Source organism: Amphibacillus cookii, from assembly GCF_016908375.1.
Classification (GTDB): Bacteria; Bacillota; Bacilli; order Bacillales; family Amphibacillaceae; genus Amphibacillus_C; species Amphibacillus_C cookii.
Genome location: NZ_JAFBDS010000002.1, coordinates 348,335 through 363,627, shown reverse-complemented (window position 1 = coordinate 363,627; position 15,293 = coordinate 348,335). Strand labels below are relative to the sequence as shown.

The 15,293-nt window shown below is 36.8% G+C and carries 14 protein-coding genes, 1 pseudogene and 1 riboswitch; of the genes and pseudogenes, 2 read left to right on the top strand and 13 right to left on the bottom strand.

Annotated elements, in window-relative coordinates:
* The 9 genes and pseudogenes from JOE23_RS04745 to JOE23_RS04710 all read right to left on the bottom strand — a co-directional run bounded on the left by JOE23_RS04745 (position 1) and on the right by JOE23_RS04710 (position 7,773).
* Positions 1–702, bottom strand: coding sequence for an amino acid ABC transporter permease (locus JOE23_RS04745; protein ID WP_204436147.1), 702 nt, complete (start codon positions 700–702; stop codon positions 1–3).
* Positions 703–717: 15 nt separating this feature from the next.
* A complete protein-coding gene (locus tag JOE23_RS04740; protein ID WP_204436146.1) occupies positions 718–1,584 on the bottom strand; it encodes a transporter substrate-binding domain-containing protein in 867 nt (288 codons plus the stop codon).
* A 30-nt stretch (positions 1,585–1,614) separates the two neighbouring features.
* Positions 1,615–2,292, bottom strand: coding sequence for a cysteine hydrolase family protein (locus JOE23_RS04735; protein ID WP_204436145.1), 678 nt, complete (start codon positions 2,290–2,292; stop codon positions 1,615–1,617).
* Between the two features lie 68 nt (positions 2,293–2,360).
* Entirely contained in the window at positions 2,361–3,050 is a 690-nt protein-coding gene (locus JOE23_RS04730) for a FadR/GntR family transcriptional regulator (RefSeq protein WP_204436144.1), read from the bottom strand.
* A gap of 348 nt (positions 3,051–3,398) precedes the next feature.
* Positions 3,399–3,953 (bottom strand): NADPH-dependent FMN reductase, encoded by a 555-nt coding sequence (locus JOE23_RS04725; RefSeq protein ID WP_204436143.1) that lies wholly within the window; start codon positions 3,951–3,953, stop codon positions 3,399–3,401.
* A 132-nt stretch (positions 3,954–4,085) separates the two neighbouring features.
* Positions 4,086–4,217 (bottom strand): hypothetical protein, encoded by a 132-nt coding sequence (locus JOE23_RS18050; RefSeq protein ID WP_275581445.1) that lies wholly within the window; start codon positions 4,215–4,217, stop codon positions 4,086–4,088.
* Positions 4,218–4,385: 168 nt separating this feature from the next.
* Entirely contained in the window at positions 4,386–5,390 is a 1,005-nt protein-coding gene (locus JOE23_RS04720) for an LLM class flavin-dependent oxidoreductase (protein ID WP_204436142.1), read from the bottom strand.
* A gap of 247 nt (positions 5,391–5,637) precedes the next feature.
* Positions 5,638–6,834, bottom strand: coding sequence for a 3-phosphoglycerate dehydrogenase family protein (locus JOE23_RS04715; protein WP_204436141.1), 1,197 nt, complete (start codon positions 6,832–6,834; stop codon positions 5,638–5,640).
* Positions 6,835–6,948: 114 nt separating this feature from the next.
* Positions 6,949–7,029: riboswitch (ZMP/ZTP riboswitch) on the bottom strand.
* A 314-nt stretch (positions 7,030–7,343) separates the two neighbouring features.
* Positions 7,344–7,773 (bottom strand): annotated as a pseudogene (locus JOE23_RS04710) (VOC family protein).
* 83 nt (positions 7,774–7,856) lie between these two features.
* On the opposite strand from JOE23_RS04710, the gene JOE23_RS04705 reads away from it, so the two are divergent.
* Complete coding sequence (locus tag JOE23_RS04705; protein WP_204436140.1) at positions 7,857–8,795, top strand: helix-turn-helix transcriptional regulator; 939 nt, start codon at positions 7,857–7,859, stop codon at positions 8,793–8,795.
* 466 nt (positions 8,796–9,261) lie between these two features.
* On the opposite strand, the gene JOE23_RS04700 is transcribed toward JOE23_RS04705, so the two are convergent.
* Together JOE23_RS04700 and uxaC are read right to left on the bottom strand one after the other, a co-directional pair.
* Positions 9,262–9,786: a hypothetical protein gene (locus JOE23_RS04700; RefSeq protein ID WP_204436139.1), complete on the bottom strand. Its 525-nt coding sequence runs from the start codon at positions 9,784–9,786 to the stop codon at positions 9,262–9,264.
* Positions 9,787–10,163: 377 nt separating this feature from the next.
* Positions 10,164–11,564 (bottom strand): glucuronate isomerase, encoded by a 1,401-nt coding sequence (gene uxaC, locus JOE23_RS04695; protein ID WP_204436138.1) that lies wholly within the window; start codon positions 11,562–11,564, stop codon positions 10,164–10,166.
* A 123-nt stretch (positions 11,565–11,687) separates the two neighbouring features.
* Between uxaC and JOE23_RS04690 the strand changes: the two genes are divergently transcribed.
* Positions 11,688–12,674 carry a LacI family DNA-binding transcriptional regulator gene (locus tag JOE23_RS04690; RefSeq protein ID WP_204436137.1) on the top strand — a complete coding sequence of 329 codons (987 nt, stop codon included), beginning with the start codon at positions 11,688–11,690 and terminating at the stop codon, positions 12,672–12,674.
* Positions 12,675–12,684: 10 nt separating this feature from the next.
* On the opposite strand, the gene JOE23_RS18145 is transcribed toward JOE23_RS04690, so the two are convergent.
* Positions 12,685–14,754: a glycosyl hydrolase family 28 protein gene (locus tag JOE23_RS18145; RefSeq protein WP_204436136.1), complete on the bottom strand. Its 2,070-nt coding sequence runs from the start codon at positions 14,752–14,754 to the stop codon at positions 12,685–12,687.
* Positions 14,755–14,776: 22 nt separating this feature from the next.
* Positions 14,777–15,283 (bottom strand): hypothetical protein, encoded by a 507-nt coding sequence (locus JOE23_RS04680; RefSeq protein ID WP_204436135.1) that lies wholly within the window; start codon positions 15,281–15,283, stop codon positions 14,777–14,779.
* Positions 15,284–15,293 lie beyond the last annotated feature (10 nt).

Below are 15,293 nucleotides of genomic sequence, written 5' to 3'. Positions count from 1 at the left end.
TTAGCGTAACTGGCCCATTTTTCTTTTGAAATAGTTTTCTAAAAATTGACTAAACTGTTCAATAAAAATACATAAAACAAAATATACTAACGCTGCAATAAGATACACTTCTAAATTTTTGGCTCCAAATGCAGCTGAGCTTACCATACGAGCCTGTCCCACCAGATCTACCATACCAATGGTAAAAGCTAATGAGGTGTTTTTTAAGACGATAACGGTGCTGTTCGTTAAATTCGGTACTGCAACCACTAGCGTTTGTGGCAAAATAATTCTTCTGAAGGCTTGGATATCCGTCATCCCCACACTTTGAGCCGCTTCTAATTGTAGCGATGGTACAGACAAGTAAGCTGAACGCATGGCCTCCGATAGATAAGCTGCATTACCTAAACCAAAAGCAATAAAGGCAAAAATCATTTTATCCCACCTATCAACGTTCATTCCGAAATAGCTCAAGAGATTAGGAGAGCCATAGTATATGAGAAACAATTGCACAATGGGAGGTGTTCCTCGCATAAAAGATATATACGTACTTGCCAGTAAAACCATTGCTTTATTTCCCTTTACTTTCATAACAGTCAAGATAAACCCTAAGACTAGACCTAACAGCATTGATAAGCATAGTAAAACAAGCGTTGTTGGGATTGCTTCAATAATTCTAGGAAAAGCAGAGCCCATAAATGTTAGATCGATAATTTGATCCATACTTATCCCTCTTTTTTATTCAAATGATTGATCACCGGTAAATTCCGTGTATTCAGCAAAATTGTCTAGTCCATACCATTTCTCAGATAGCTCTGCTATAACCCCTGATTCCCTTAGCTCTCTGATGGCTTCATCGAGTACGTCTTTAAGCTCAGTATTATCTTTTTCAAGAATATAGTAGACACCATAAGCATCGATGACATCGCCTGATCGTGTGGGTGCGTTCATTTCGTCGGCAAGCTTATTATAAGTCCCTGCCAATGCGATCGTCCCATCAATTCTACCTGAACTCACCATATCCATAGCATCTGCAACAGGTAAACTCTCTACGGTTTGAATATTGATTGGATTTTCAGGATTCTCATCGTTGTAGCCGGTCAGATAGGTATAGAAGCTCGATGTTGGCATTTGTGCCATCGTTAAGCCACCCATATCGGAAAGACTATTTAGCTCATCTTGCTCTTCATGGGTAATTAAAATAGGTAAGCCAACGTCGTAAGGTTCATCAGGATACAAGAATGTTTCTTCTCTTTCTGCTGTACGGCCAAATTGCCAATCTGCTATATCAATCCGTCCTGCCTCTAAAGCAACTAAGGTTGCAGCTAAGTCAAGTTGCTCAAATTCAAACGTATATTGTGGAAGTAAGTCGTCAATCGCTTTTAGCACATCGACATCATAACCAACAAGTTCTCCGGATTCGTCAGTGAAAAACTGTGGAGGGATAACATTCCCAATCCCGACTGTAAGCACCTCTGCCTCTTCTTCACTCGCTTGATTCTCATCTCCATCTTCATTAGCGCAACCCATTAGGAGAAAAACTAATAAAAAAGCCATCAGCAATCGTCTAAAAACCTTTTTTGAGCCCAAGTATTGAAATGTCATGTGAGATAAACCCCTTTTTTTATTATTGTCTTACCGTTCTGCCCAATGGGCTAATAAATCGTCTGATTCAACAACTAAGCCAAAATATCTTGCAATGATTTGTAAAGCGGACGCTTCTAATTGCGCATTGCCTCTCGTTAAATCCTTCGGCACAACCACTCTAAAATCACGATTCGCGCCATCACTGCTCGTATTTAATACACAGCAATCGGTCAAGGCACCTACTAAAATAATCGTTTCTTTTTTTATATTTCTTAAAAGAAGCTCCAAATCGGTAACATAGAAGGCACTTAATCGTTTCTTACTATCAATCTGATAATCTGATGGTTGAACATCGACAGAAAATTCTATCCATTTTGAACCTTCTATTCCATGTGCATCTAAATTTTCTGGCGGTTGTTCTCGAAATGAGGACATGATCCGCCAGGCGCTTTTATTGCCATTTATATCATCGCTACCGTCTCTTCTTAATACAGAGCGGACATGAATAATCGGGATGCTCATTGATCGACAATTTGTCACAAATTTGTTTATCGGTTCAATGATTTCTTTCCCTCTAGGTGAAGGGGCTGGGCAGTCGGGATCGTCTGATAAATGTCCCTCGTGCATATCGATTGTGATGACCGCAGTCTTTTTTGGATCTAGGTATTGCTCAAAAATAATTTCATCAGTAATTAATCTTTTCTCTCCATCGTAATAAGCATGCATATACCACTACCTCCACTCTTTTCGTCAAACATCTAATCATCAGATGTTTGACGACAAAATGATGTCACTTACTTATATTTTTTCTTAAAAGCCTCTAGGTTCATTTGATTCCAATTCAATGCCTCATCTCGATCCCCCGACTTAATTGCCTTAAATAATTTATTATGAAAGAGAGAGTTATCCTCATACGTTTTAATATCGACGACCGACACATTAAATATTTTCGTTAACGATTCGCATAAAGATGCGTACATTTTGTACAAAATTTTATTGTGGCATGCAGCGCAAATAGCTAAGTGAAACTGAATATCCGATTTAATATACGCTGTGTATTTTCCTTCTTCAAGGTAGGTATTCCTTAAGCGCAGGTGATACTCCATCGCTTCAATATCTTTTTGGGTCCTTCTTTCTGCAGCCAACCGAGCCATTTGCATTTCAAGTATTTCCCTAGCTTCCAGCAATTCATATAATCGATCTGCACTAGTCTCATGGTTAAATAACTCATTGGTAGTTGAACGAATAAATGTCCCGTTTCCCTGCTGTACTTCAAGGATACCCGCATGAGCCAGAATCTTTATCGCCTCTCTAAGGGTGGACCTACCTACACCTAGCAAGTCTTTTAAATCTTTTTCTGATGGGATGCGATCACCTATTTGGTAGGAGCCAGATTGAATAATTTCTTGTAGCTGGGTTAATACTTCGTCAACAAGCTTCCTTTTTTCAATTTTCGAGAAATTTAATGGTGATTCAACAGACATCTGATCACCTCCTCTTTGATATTATTAAATAAAGTCTAGCACTGATAACTTTGGTTAAAAGGAGTTTGTCATATTTACTTACAGAGTTTTTAGAAAATTCTATTTTATTATCTGGTCATTGTCTATGAAGACTGGTGGTGCTATGAGATTTTCACGCGCTTATTTTTTATTCTATTTAACACTGAGCCAATGCCTGAGTTTCTAGCGTTAAGCTTCTTTATCCTACAGCTTGTCACAACGATCCTTGCCCTATTTCCGACCGAAAAGGCTATTCGAAGCCAAAGTGATGAGAAAATAGGTGCTCGATTAAACATAAAAAAAGCCTGCCAAATTGGCAGGCCTTTTTGCTTATCGAATGGCTTTTAATGCGCCACTCCATTTTATCACTTGATCAAATAGCTCACTGGCATTAGCTGCGTGGTAATCTGCAGGCTTAAAGACAGAGAAATTTTCAAAATCACTCATTAGCGAGAAGGTTAACGCTGTACGTACATCAGCAACTTGTAACTCACCTAGTATAAGACGTAAATTCTCATGTGCGCGTACGCCGCCTAAGCTACCATAACCTACAAAACCTGCTGCTTTATCGTTAAGCTCTGGATTTAGATAGTCTAACGCATTTTTTAGTGCGCCTCCAACGGCATGATTATATTCTGGTGCAACAAAGATGTAACCATCAAATGATGCGATTTTTTCTTTCCACGCATCAATAACCTCTGTTACTTGTACGCGATCATTTTCGGGAACCGACGCACCTAAGAGTGGGAGATTGTAATCCTTTAAGTCAACCAACTCATAATCTGCATCACCTCTGTTTTTAGCGAAATCGTACACCCATTGCGCAACCTGCTCGCCATTTCTTCCTTCTCTTACACTACCTAAAATAATACCTATTTTCAACATCTTAACGCCTCCTCAAAAATTAATCTCAAATTCAAGATAAATATATTATATCTCGAATTTGAGATATTGTCTACTTATTTGTTCTTGCATTATAAATGTTTTTTTATATGAGGCTTTTTCGGGTCGCTAAAATTAAAATATCCCTTGCACTCCCTTATAATCAATAAAAGGTAACGGTCCATCTAACTCGGGACGCTTTGTAATGCGTTGATAAATGGCTTCAGCTGATTGATGGGGCTCTAATGGCGCTTGACTCCCACCCATATCAGTATGCATCAAGCCTGGTGAACAGAAAGTATGTCTATTTGATCCTCATTTAATGAAATCACTAGTTATTCATTTCATCATAGCTTTCAATCAGTTTATTAAATCACTTTCATACATTCATTGTTGTTTATTGATGACCCCTACACAAATGATACGTTCAACCGATTAAGCGTTATCGACAATTTCCTTAAGTAGTTGATATGACCGTTTTTGTTTTTCTCGATCATATATATAAGAAATGGCCATCACCTCATCAACATCAAATTGGTCTTGAAAATCAATCAGCTGTTGGCGAACAGATGCCTGACTGCCAACCAGAGAGTAACTCGACATTGAGGTTGCGGCATATTTCTCATGTTCCGTCCAAATCTCGTCCATATCTTCAACTGGCGGACTTAAAGGCTGACTTGAACCTCTTACAACATTTAAGAAAAATTGCTGCATCGATGTCATTTCATACTTAGCCTGCTCATCGCTCTCTTGAGCAATAACATTTAAGCAAACAATCATGTAGGGTTCCTTCAAGAAACGGGATGGCACAAACTGTTGCCGGTAAATCTGAATAGCCTCGGCCATATGCTGCGGAGCAAAATGGCTAGCAAAAGCATAGGGCAAGCCCTTTTTAGCCGCTAATCTAGCTGAATCAGTCGATGAGCCTAATATATAAAGCGGAATATCCGTATTAACACCAGGATATGCTTTTACATGTCCTTGCTGCTCAAGTGGACCAAAATATTTCAGTAAGGTATCCACATCATCCGGAAACGTGTAGACAGGGTCCTTACCAGTTGATCGTCTTAGCGCAGATGCTGTCAACATATCTGTACCAGGGGCTCGACCTAGTCCCAAATCAACCCGATCTGGATAGAGAACAGCCATTGTACCGAACTGCTCAGCTACAACGAGGGGCGCATGATTTGGAAGCATAATCCCGCCAGACCCAATCCGGATCGTCTTCGTGTTTGCTAATGTATGATTAATAAGCACAGCTGTCGCAGAACTCATTAACGTTGGTGTATTATGATGCTCGGCAATCCAATAACGACTATAACCCATTTGTTCAGTCGCCTGTGCCAGTTCAACCATTGCATCAATCGCTTGCTTTTGATCTTCTCCTTGTCTAATTGGCGCCAAATTTAAGACAGACAGTGGGATATTAAGACGCGTCATAACTTCACTTCCTTTTGTATCGTATTTCCAACATCTTAACACGCCGTTAATCACTGCTCAATTTATTTGATCTGAATCTTATAAAAACCCGACAAACCAAAGGACGAAAAGCTTTATGGGTAGTATTTCCTGATCAACCTGATTTAGCCTCACTACTCAACGTAGCGGATTCATTTTCCAGTAAAAAATAAGGCCACGAGAGGCGTTTGGACTGAACGCTTCCTCGTGGCTTTTACTAGCTCCAGTATTAAATAAATCTTGTCATAACGATTCCTTCGACTGTCTTTAATTTCATTTCTATTTCTGGCAGCAGCTTATGTTCCACCTTATCCTCCACGTCAATAATCGTATAAGCATGCTCCTGTTTTCCGCGATTAACCATATCTGCAATGTTTAAATGAAAGTCTGATAATATACTCGTAATCTGACCAACCATATTAGGCACATTTAGATGAAAGACAGTTAACCTCTTTCTCCCCGTATAAGGAAGGTTAGCATTTGGGAAATTGACAGAATTACTTATGTTACCTGTTTCAAGATAGTCTTTTAACTGTCGAGCTGCCATGATTGCACAGTTTTCTTCAGATTCCTTTGAAGAGGCCCCAAGATGTGGAATTGGAATGACATTTTCCATACTTAAAACCGTCTCATTAGGAAAATCAGTAATGTATTTTCCAACTTTACCTGTAGATAAAGCCTCTGCCATATCTTGATCATTAATAAGTTGATCACGTGAAAAATTCAAAATGAACACATTGTCTTTCATCAACTGAATCGTCTTACGATTAAACATTCCTTTTGTTTCCTCAGTTAAGGGTACATGTATCGTAATATAGTCTGCCTTCGCAAACAATTCTTCAATTGATAAGACACGCTTAATCGATCTCGATAATTGCCATGCCATATCAATAGAAATAAAGGGATCAAAACCAACCACGTCCATGCCTAACTCAAGTGCATCATTAGCTACACGCGCACCAATAGCTCCTAAACCAATTACCCCTAATGTTTTTCCTCTAACCTCTTTACCAACAAATTGCTTCTTCCCTGATTCGACTAATTTAGGTATAGCTTCTCCTTGTCCTTCCAATTTACGTGCCCAAGCAATACCGTCAAATAATTGACGAGAAGCTGCCATTAATGTCGTTAAGACTAATTCTTTTACTGCATTAGCATTTGCTCCCGGTGTATTAAACACCACAACACCCAAATCTGTACATTTTTCAACAGGTATATTATTGACACCTGCACCAGCTCTAGCAATTGCTCTCAAACCCGAACCAAATTCCATATCATGCATGTTATAACTTCTTAACATAATTGCTTCTGGATCTTGTACTTGCTCGTCTATAGAAAAATCATCTTTTAAAATTTCCAAACCTTTCTCTGAAATGACATTTAATGTCTGAATCGATTGTTTTTTATTAATAATTGCCGTCCCCATTATAAATCCCCCTAATTTAATTAATAATAATCAAACGCATAACTTAACATTACACCCTTTATTTATGAGCCCCTCCTTTAAAAAAGCAGAAAGAGGTAAGGAGTTTAAACTCCTTACCTCTGCCCAGGCGAACGGCTATATATTACAATGCGCTTCCTCACGGTTAATCCGTGTGCGCCAGTTACGCATTGTTTCATTTATCAATAAAACTTATAAACAATGATAATATATCAAAAAAAACACACCTAATCAAGTCAAAATATTAACATTAATATATTTTTTCGCAAAAACGTTCGCTTCTATTGTTGTGGTTGAATGGCTCGGTGAAACTCCTTTAATGGACTTGCTTCTACTCTTCGATAAAAGGTGTAGAGACCTTGTTTCAGCGTTCATCTCTTATTGCAACCTCTAATGAGGCATTTTGATCATTGATTGTTTTCACTCATAATGACTGCCATTTCCCGTGCAATACTGCACCAGTGATAAATTTTCATTCCAATCAAATTAATTCATACTCGCCTTTTCGTAAATAGATGGAAATATATCCCAAACGGATCTTTTACATACCCATAACCTTCTGTATAAAAAGCGTCTGTGTATTCTCTTAATATGCTTGAACCTTTTTCAATCATTCTGTCATAGATAGCTTTTGTTTCTTCCGCTGTATTAAAGGTAAGACAAATAGAAACATTTAGTACCTTCCATAATAGGAAGACCCTCTGTATCATCAGCCAGCATTATTTTAATGTTCCCAAATTGTAGTACAGATTGGTCAATTCGATTGTAATCATCTTCAGAAATACCTTTCTTGGCTTGTTCTGGTCTGTCTTTCACCCTTTGCAAATATACTGTTCTTGCTTTAAAAATTTCTTCATAAAACAATCGTGCTTTTTCTGCGTCCGTCGTTATTAAAAAATAGGGCGATACTTCAAACTCCATTATAAATCCTCCTTATCATTTTGATATAATACAAGTATAAAATTAAATGGTGCCACTTTACGGCACCTTAAGGAGAATTTTGTATGAAAAAATCAATGCGGTTATATCATATAATTCACTTTGTCAATACAAAGACCGTCTTCAACCTCTCTGATTTGATGGAGAAATTTAATATTTCAAGGAGAACAGCATTACGAGATATTCAAGAAATGGAAAAAATTGGCGTTCCCGTATATAGTGAAACCGGAAAGCACGGCGGATATCGAATCATCCGAGAAAGAAATTTAACAAAAATTGATTTAACGAATGAGGAAAGTAACGCTTTGATATTTGCCTTAACCAGCATTTCGAATATGAATTCTCTGCCATTCAGCACCACTTATAAAGATATTTTTCATAAAATATACACCAATTCTACTGCTGAACAAAGGAATAGCATTGATTTCTTTAAAAATAAAGTGAAGTACCATCATATCCATGTAAATAAGAGCGAGTTTGATGTAACTCCTTTTATTCAAGTTATGGCTAAAAAGAAATGGCTGCATATTATTTATGCTGATAGAAAAATGAACGGACTTTATTTCATCATCGGCTTTCTTTTTAAAAATGGACTTTGGTATATGGTTATTACAAATGAATCGATGAACTACACCAAGATTCTAAATATAGAAAAAATTAATGAACTTCAAGAAATAACTGAAATGAAGGAAATACCAAAGATAACGATGGATAACTTTCAAAAGTATATGTTTCGTCCTGATAATAAAGTTAAAATAGAAATTCATTGTCAGAAGAGAGGTCTCAATATGCTAAAGAATCATCTTTGGGATAGCATAACGATTTCCCTCATAAGCGATGATATGTATCACTTTGAAACTTATGTGAATGAAAAGGATTTAAATTTTATTTCCTCTTTACTAAGTAAAATGGGTAAACATATTAAAGTAGTCTCACCAGAACCTTTAATACAGCGAATAATTAACGAGTTAGAGGAAGTCTTAGCAATGTATCAGAATAGCTAAGACTTTTAATTTAAAGGTTACTTGGAAGTAGTCATTTATAAAAAGTAATAATTTTGAAGAATTCATTTCATTACCATCTAATCAATAAAAGAATGAGTAATTTGCTGAATGTCGTAATTGTATTATAAATGTTATAGCCGGACTATTAGGGAAAATTAGGTGTTTCTTCATCAGCTTTAATTAAAACTGAGGTGCACGACGTGTTGCTTTAAGACCGTATTTCTTACACTTGTTAGCAACTTCACAACTCGCATTCGCTCGGCTTTATTACAGATAACCGTCCGTAAAACACCCACCTCAAAGTAGAGAGTAGAGCAAATCGAGTGAGGTGGGTGTTTTACGGAAACTAATGTTCGTTTTATCATTTCTAACAGAAAAGACGAATGAACATTCTATTATTGAATGATCATTCGTCTTTCCTTCTATTCTATTTACTTTTGTATTAATCTTTTTTTTAAAAGATTAATTATTCAACTTCTACCGCACCTGTTACGGTTCCACCAGTTAAATCTGCTGATTCTTGGTATTCTTCACTAGCGAAGTACACATTTCCATCAATAGTACCATCTGGAATAGAGAATCCATCAGCTTTCACGTAAACATCACCTGCAAATGTACCGCCTTGAATACGTGCATTGTCATTCTCTATCGTGATACTTGGTGCAGTTAACGTAAACTGATCGATAATCACGCGATCTTCATCTTGAGTATAAAGAGCAAGTTTACGAGCTGGTTCATCATTGTTTTCAAAACCACCAGTAAGAACTAATTCTTCACTTGTTTCTAAGTCATCTTCAAAGATAATAATCCATGCACCATCATTAGAAACACCTGTTAGTAATGATTCTTCATCTTCAACCACAACTTGTGTTGCACCTGTTGTTGCATCAGCATCTTCTTCTGTATCACCTGCTGTATCATCATCTGCACCACACGCTGCTAACAACCCAATGATTAGTACCATCATTAATAATGTCATCAATTTTTTCATAATCTTTCTCCTCCTAAATTATCTATCTATTGTGACTCTGTTCACATACTATATTAACATAAAACTCTTAAAAGTCTATGAACAAATTGTGAATAGTTGATCAATTTTTATTTAATTTTTCATCTTTTCAGTTCAAATATAATGGGTAAATATACTATAATATTAAGTTGTTTTCTTGTTTATCCCCCCTTACCCCATTAGAAAACAGGTTATTGTTTTCACTGTATTTTAAATGATTAAGTTTGTTAACTTTCAAGCATTAATAACAGAAACACGAAAAAGTTTGGCTCAATACAAAGACGAATGCCCTTGCAATTAAAACAGGTACATTCGCCTTTGATTCTATTTGTTTTGTCCAGTGCCTCCTGATAAATTGATTAAAATTCAAAGTATCTTTTGGCATTATTGTAACAGATATTTCTTACTATTTTTCCGAGTTGTTCCTTTTCCTCTGGATATTCGCCATCTTCTACCCATTGAGCAATCATCTGACACATGATTCTTCGAAAATATTCATGTCTAGGAAACGAGAGAAAACTCCTTGAATCTGTTAACATACCAATAAATCTCCCCAAAACACCCACATTAGCTAACGTCTCCATTTGAGAAAGCATACCGCGCTTTGTATCATTAAACCACCATGCTGTACCTAATTGCATTTTTCCAGCTATGCCTTCCCCTTGGAAACTACCGATTACCGTTGCCAATATCGGTAAATCATTGGGGTTTAATGAGTAAACAATCGTTTTAGGTAATTGTCCATCCTTTTCTAAACGATCAAAAAAGGATACAAGGGGCTTAGCAATAAGATGATCATTAATGGCGTCATAACCTGTATCTGGACCAAGTTTATCTAGCATTCGGTTATTATTGTTTCTAAGTGCGTTGATATGCAATTGCATCGCCCACCCATACTGCTTATAATGCATGGCCAAGAAAGCTAGTACATATGACTTAAATTGATCGGCTTCATCTTTAGCTATCTGTTCTTGAGCTAATGCCTTATTAAATACATGAGAAGCTTCTTGCTCTGTTGCCTCCACATCATTAAATTGATCTAAGGCATGATCTGATAAACGACAGCCATGACGATGAAAATAATCAATTCTTTTTACAAGTGCATGCAAAAAATCTTGAAATGTTGTCATCTTTGTTTTAGTGATGTTTGATAATTGCTCTAACCAAGACAAGAAATGCTTTGTCTCAATGGCTAGTGCCTTATCTGGACGAAAGCTCGGTCTTACACTTACATCAAACGTGTGATCTTTCATTAATTCATTATGAAAGTGTAAATCATCTACGGGGTCATCTGTTGTACAAATAACTTCAACTTTTGACATCTCAATAAGATTTCTAACTTTTAATTGTCCTTCAATTAATTGTTGATTAGCTTTTTCCCATATGACTGGGGCAGTATGCTCATTTAGTATCTCATGTATATTAAAAAAACGCTGCAATTCTAAGTGTGTCCAATGATACAGTGGGTTTCCAATTAATTGAGGAACCGTCTTGGCCCAAGCACAAAATTTATCATAGTCATTCGCCTCGCCAGTTATATATAGCTCATCAATACCCATTGCGCGCATCGCACGCCATTTGTAATGATCACCGTGTAGCCATACCTCTGTTATGTTTTCATAACTACGATTATAGTAAATATCAGCAGGACTTAAATGGCAATGATAATCAATAATAGGCATTGCTTTTGCGTAATCATGAAATAGTACTTTAGCAAGTTCATTTTTCAATAAAAAGTCTTCATCCATAAATGGTTTCATTCCATTACACTCCTTTTTTATATGTACACCTGTCATAGATGCAATTATTAGATGATTATGGTACATTAAGTTCTAAATAAGCATTAAATGATGTTGATAAAAGGACAAGCGAAGGTGGATTTCATGGGAATTACGATAAAAGATATTGCTCAACAAGCTGGCGTTAGCTATTCAACCGTGTCGAAAGCGTTGAATGATAGTCCACTTGTTAAACCTGATACAAAGCTTAAAATAATTGAAATTGCACGCACATTAGGTTATCAACCAAATTTTGCAGCCCAACACCTCGTGAAAAAACGCACCAATACCATTGGTCTGATCTGGCCTACTATTGCCCGTACTGTTCCAGCTCGACTAGTTAGTCTAATTCGAGAAGAATTAGAGAAGCAAGGATATACTATGATTCTGTCTGTCGATTCACTTCTGAAAGCGTTCGATACATTTAAGCGCTTTCAAGTTGATGGTTTAATTATTTTTGAAGGGGTCGATCCCGTACCACCTCTTTCTTTGTCTATTCCTATTATTACCTATGGCATATATCATCCCAATAAATCCTATCTTATCATTGATGCTAATCATCGTTTAGCAATGGATAAAGCGGTTGATCATTTAGTTAAACTCGGTCATTCTCGCCTCCAATTTATCGGGGACTTAGATTCAAATGACCCTTTTCAATATGAGAAACAGCAAGGATTTATCAAGGCACTAGAAAAATATCGACTTCCCATTGGAGACCATGCCATCATTAATACTCATGGTTTAGATTGGTTTAATGGGTATCAAGCCATTAAACATTGTCTAAGCCACAAGCAATTAGGGCGTGCAATCATTAGTGGAAGCTATGAATTGAGTGGTGGTATTGTTCGCGGTTTAAAAGAACACCAGTACGCAATACCAGAAGACATCTCTATCATAGGTTATGACAATATCCCCCAAATGGCTCACTTAGAAAAACCGATAACATCCGTCGGCGTTTCAATGGATAAGCTCGCTATAACTATTGTAAAACATCTCATCAATTTATTAAATGATAAAAATGATGTACATTTCCCTGTTAAAATGATACCAGAATTAAATACTCGGCATTCATGTGCTAGATTAGTATTTTAATCGTATAGATTTATTTTGTTTTAAACACTTGAGGATAGGTTATTCGATTTGATTCACCAGCTATTTCAATTTGGTTGGATTGATCAAGGTTGCCAGTAACCGATTCAATAGATAGATGGTTAACATCAATTAGACTACACCAAGTTGTTGTATTTAAAAAACTTTTAATATCTATGAATGAAATAAATTGACTATTTATGCACTGGATCCCTTTATCAGCTGTTCCAATCAGCTTTCTTATCGTTATATCAACTAATGGTTGTTCTGGTAATCCAATCATGTTTACTAACTTATTGGCACCACTCACTAAAATTTCTTCCATCCAAATGTGGCGAGTTAAGGGTACAAGATGATTATGCCTTGGATCTGCTGGTTCGTTTTCATGTGTATAATCCATCCGAATACTAATGGCTTCACCTTCAATATTAAACATGTTGATTTTTTCAAGTTGAATATATTCAATGACACCTCCTCTCCCTTTCTTCGATTTGATACGAATCCCTTTATCTGTTCCAATGAACTGACATGAACGCACTTTAACATCTCTTACGTCTCCTGACATTTCACTACCAATCACAAAACCACCATGACCATGAAAAACACGACAGTTTTCAATTAAGACATGTTGACAAGGCATTTGCTTTTTATCAGCTTCTCTACCCGCTTTCAGACAAATCGCATCATCACCAACATCAAATTGACAATGATTCACATATACATAGCAACAAGATTCAATATCAAGACCATCTCCATTTTGTGCATACCAAGGGTTACGTATCTTAACGCCTTCTATAACAACATTTTGACAGCACCACGGATGAATCGTCCATGCGGGTGCATTTTGAAATGTAACATCTTTTAATTTGATCCGTTTAGATCGTCTGATGCTAACCAAGTTAGGGCGGAGATAATCCCTAATTTGTTGATAGTCTAATTCTGTCAGCGATTGTGATAGCACTTGATTCTCCAACAAACGTGCGCCATTTCTCGCTTTCTCTGTTGGCCGCCAATATTGACCCGTTCCATCTATTATACCCGTCCCAGTGATCGCAATATCTGATAAATCTTCACCATCGATAGGCGCTTGACACCTCATCATTTCTTGACCTTCAAAGCTCGATTTAATTAATGGATAGTCTTCCAGAATCGGTGAAAAGGTAATAATTGCACCTGGTTTTAAATGTAATTCAATCTTTGATTTCAATTTAAGGGGTCCCGTTAGCCAAATCCCATCCTCAATGATAATCTTGCCACCACCTTGCTGATCACAATGACTTATCGCTTGATGGAAAGCTTTAGTATTATCATGGATACCATCAGCTATCCCCCCAAAATCCGATAAGAAACAAGTATACGCAGGGATGATCGGTTCATCAATCGAAAACGGAATAAATACTGGCTTTTCATTCCAAAGCTTTAAGTATTTAATTAAAGGAATAGTTAATAACTTAAGTTCGTCAATGACTAATTGAGCGATTTGCTTTGCCCCTTCTAGAGAAAAGTGTGTATTATCACTTTTCCCCTCTGGAAAATAATTATAGAGACCTTGCTCAATCCATAAAAACAGTAATTTAGATTGTTCAATTCCATACCTTTCATAAAGATTAGCACTTCGTTTGGCCAAATCAATTAGCGGTACTGATAAGGTTATAGCTAATTCACGGACTGCCTTCGTATAATCACCATGGCTATCTATTACGTTCCCTAACTGGCTAAATTGTCTTCTTGCTACCGGTGTGACTAAAATTGGTTTCGCACCTTTCTTGATTGCAGATTTCACAAAATAGGTTAAATTAGCTGTATAATCGAGGTAAGGTTTAGTATGTCGTTCTTGATCTTGCTTTTGGTCATTGTGACCAAATTGAATAAATAAATAATCGCCTTTTTCTAACGCTGCTTCTACTTGAGAAAATCTGCCTTCACTTATAAAACTTTTTGTACTCGCACCTGACTTAGCATAGTTATGAACGTCCACTTCATCATTAAAGAACGAGTCAAGAACTTGCCCCCAACCTGTTTGTGGATATTGATCATCAGGATAATCAGATACAGTAGAATCACCGATTAAAAAAACATTCACCGTTTCCCTCCCCTTTACTCTCTTATTCTAACCAAGATACTAGCAATTGTTTCGATTGATTAACATCATTAACATAGATTGGAATAAGAGCCACCCACTCCTTTGGTTCCTTGATTGACGGAATAAGATCCTCCGTTAGCAGTTGAATGCCATAGATATGATTTGTATTTTCCACCTTGTGATAGGCCGTAAAGGATTCTGTTAATTGTTCTTGATTAACAATTTCATCCAATGGAACAAGACCTTCCGGATCTAAAATGGTCGGCGTAAGCAATGCGGTATCGATAATAAGTAAATCACCATTATGAGCAGCAATTTCCATAATTAAACGTTCATAGACAGGTGGAATAATCTCTACATTTAAATCAACTACTGGTGTTTGTAGCGATCGATCATTTGTCCATGCCTCAATCACTTCTTCTTGACTAATATGATCCAGTTCAGTAAATAGTAAAACATGTTGAACGTCCTGTTCTGAACACCCGAATAATCCGATCATACATAGACAGAGTACACTTGTTAATTTCATGATAAACGCC

Excerpts from the sequence above, each read along its gene's own strand:
- JOE23_RS04745 (WP_204436147.1), bottom strand. The coding sequence starts at position 702 with ATGGATCAAATTATCGATCTAACATTTATGGGCTCTGCTTTTCCTAGA.
- JOE23_RS04740 (WP_204436146.1), bottom strand. The coding sequence starts at position 1,584 with ATGACATTTCAATACTTGGGCTCAAAAAAGGTTTTTAGACGATTGCTG.
- JOE23_RS04735 (WP_204436145.1), bottom strand. The coding sequence starts at position 2,292 with ATGCATGCTTATTACGATGGAGAGAAAAGATTAATTACTGATGAAATT.
- JOE23_RS04730 (WP_204436144.1), bottom strand. The coding sequence starts at position 3,050 with ATGTCTGTTGAATCACCATTAAATTTCTCGAAAATTGAAAAAAGGAAG.
- JOE23_RS04725 (WP_204436143.1), bottom strand. The coding sequence starts at position 3,953 with ATGTTGAAAATAGGTATTATTTTAGGTAGTGTAAGAGAAGGAAGAAAT.
- JOE23_RS18050 (WP_275581445.1), bottom strand. The coding sequence starts at position 4,217 with ATGGGTGGGAGTCAAGCGCCATTAGAGCCCCATCAATCAGCTGAAGCC.
- JOE23_RS04720 (WP_204436142.1), bottom strand. The coding sequence starts at position 5,390 with ATGACGCGTCTTAATATCCCACTGTCTGTCTTAAATTTGGCGCCAATT.
- JOE23_RS04715 (WP_204436141.1), bottom strand. The coding sequence starts at position 6,834 with ATGGGGACGGCAATTATTAATAAAAAACAATCGATTCAGACATTAAAT.
- JOE23_RS04705 (WP_204436140.1), top strand. The coding sequence starts at position 7,857 with ATGAAAAAATCAATGCGGTTATATCATATAATTCACTTTGTCAATACA.
- JOE23_RS04700 (WP_204436139.1), bottom strand. The coding sequence starts at position 9,786 with ATGAAAAAATTGATGACATTATTAATGATGGTACTAATCATTGGGTTG.
- uxaC (WP_204436138.1), bottom strand. The coding sequence starts at position 11,564 with ATGAAACCATTTATGGATGAAGACTTTTTATTGAAAAATGAACTTGCT.
- JOE23_RS04690 (WP_204436137.1), top strand. The coding sequence starts at position 11,688 with ATGGGAATTACGATAAAAGATATTGCTCAACAAGCTGGCGTTAGCTAT.
- JOE23_RS04680 (WP_204436135.1), bottom strand. The coding sequence starts at position 15,283 with ATGAAATTAACAAGTGTACTCTGTCTATGTATGATCGGATTATTCGGG.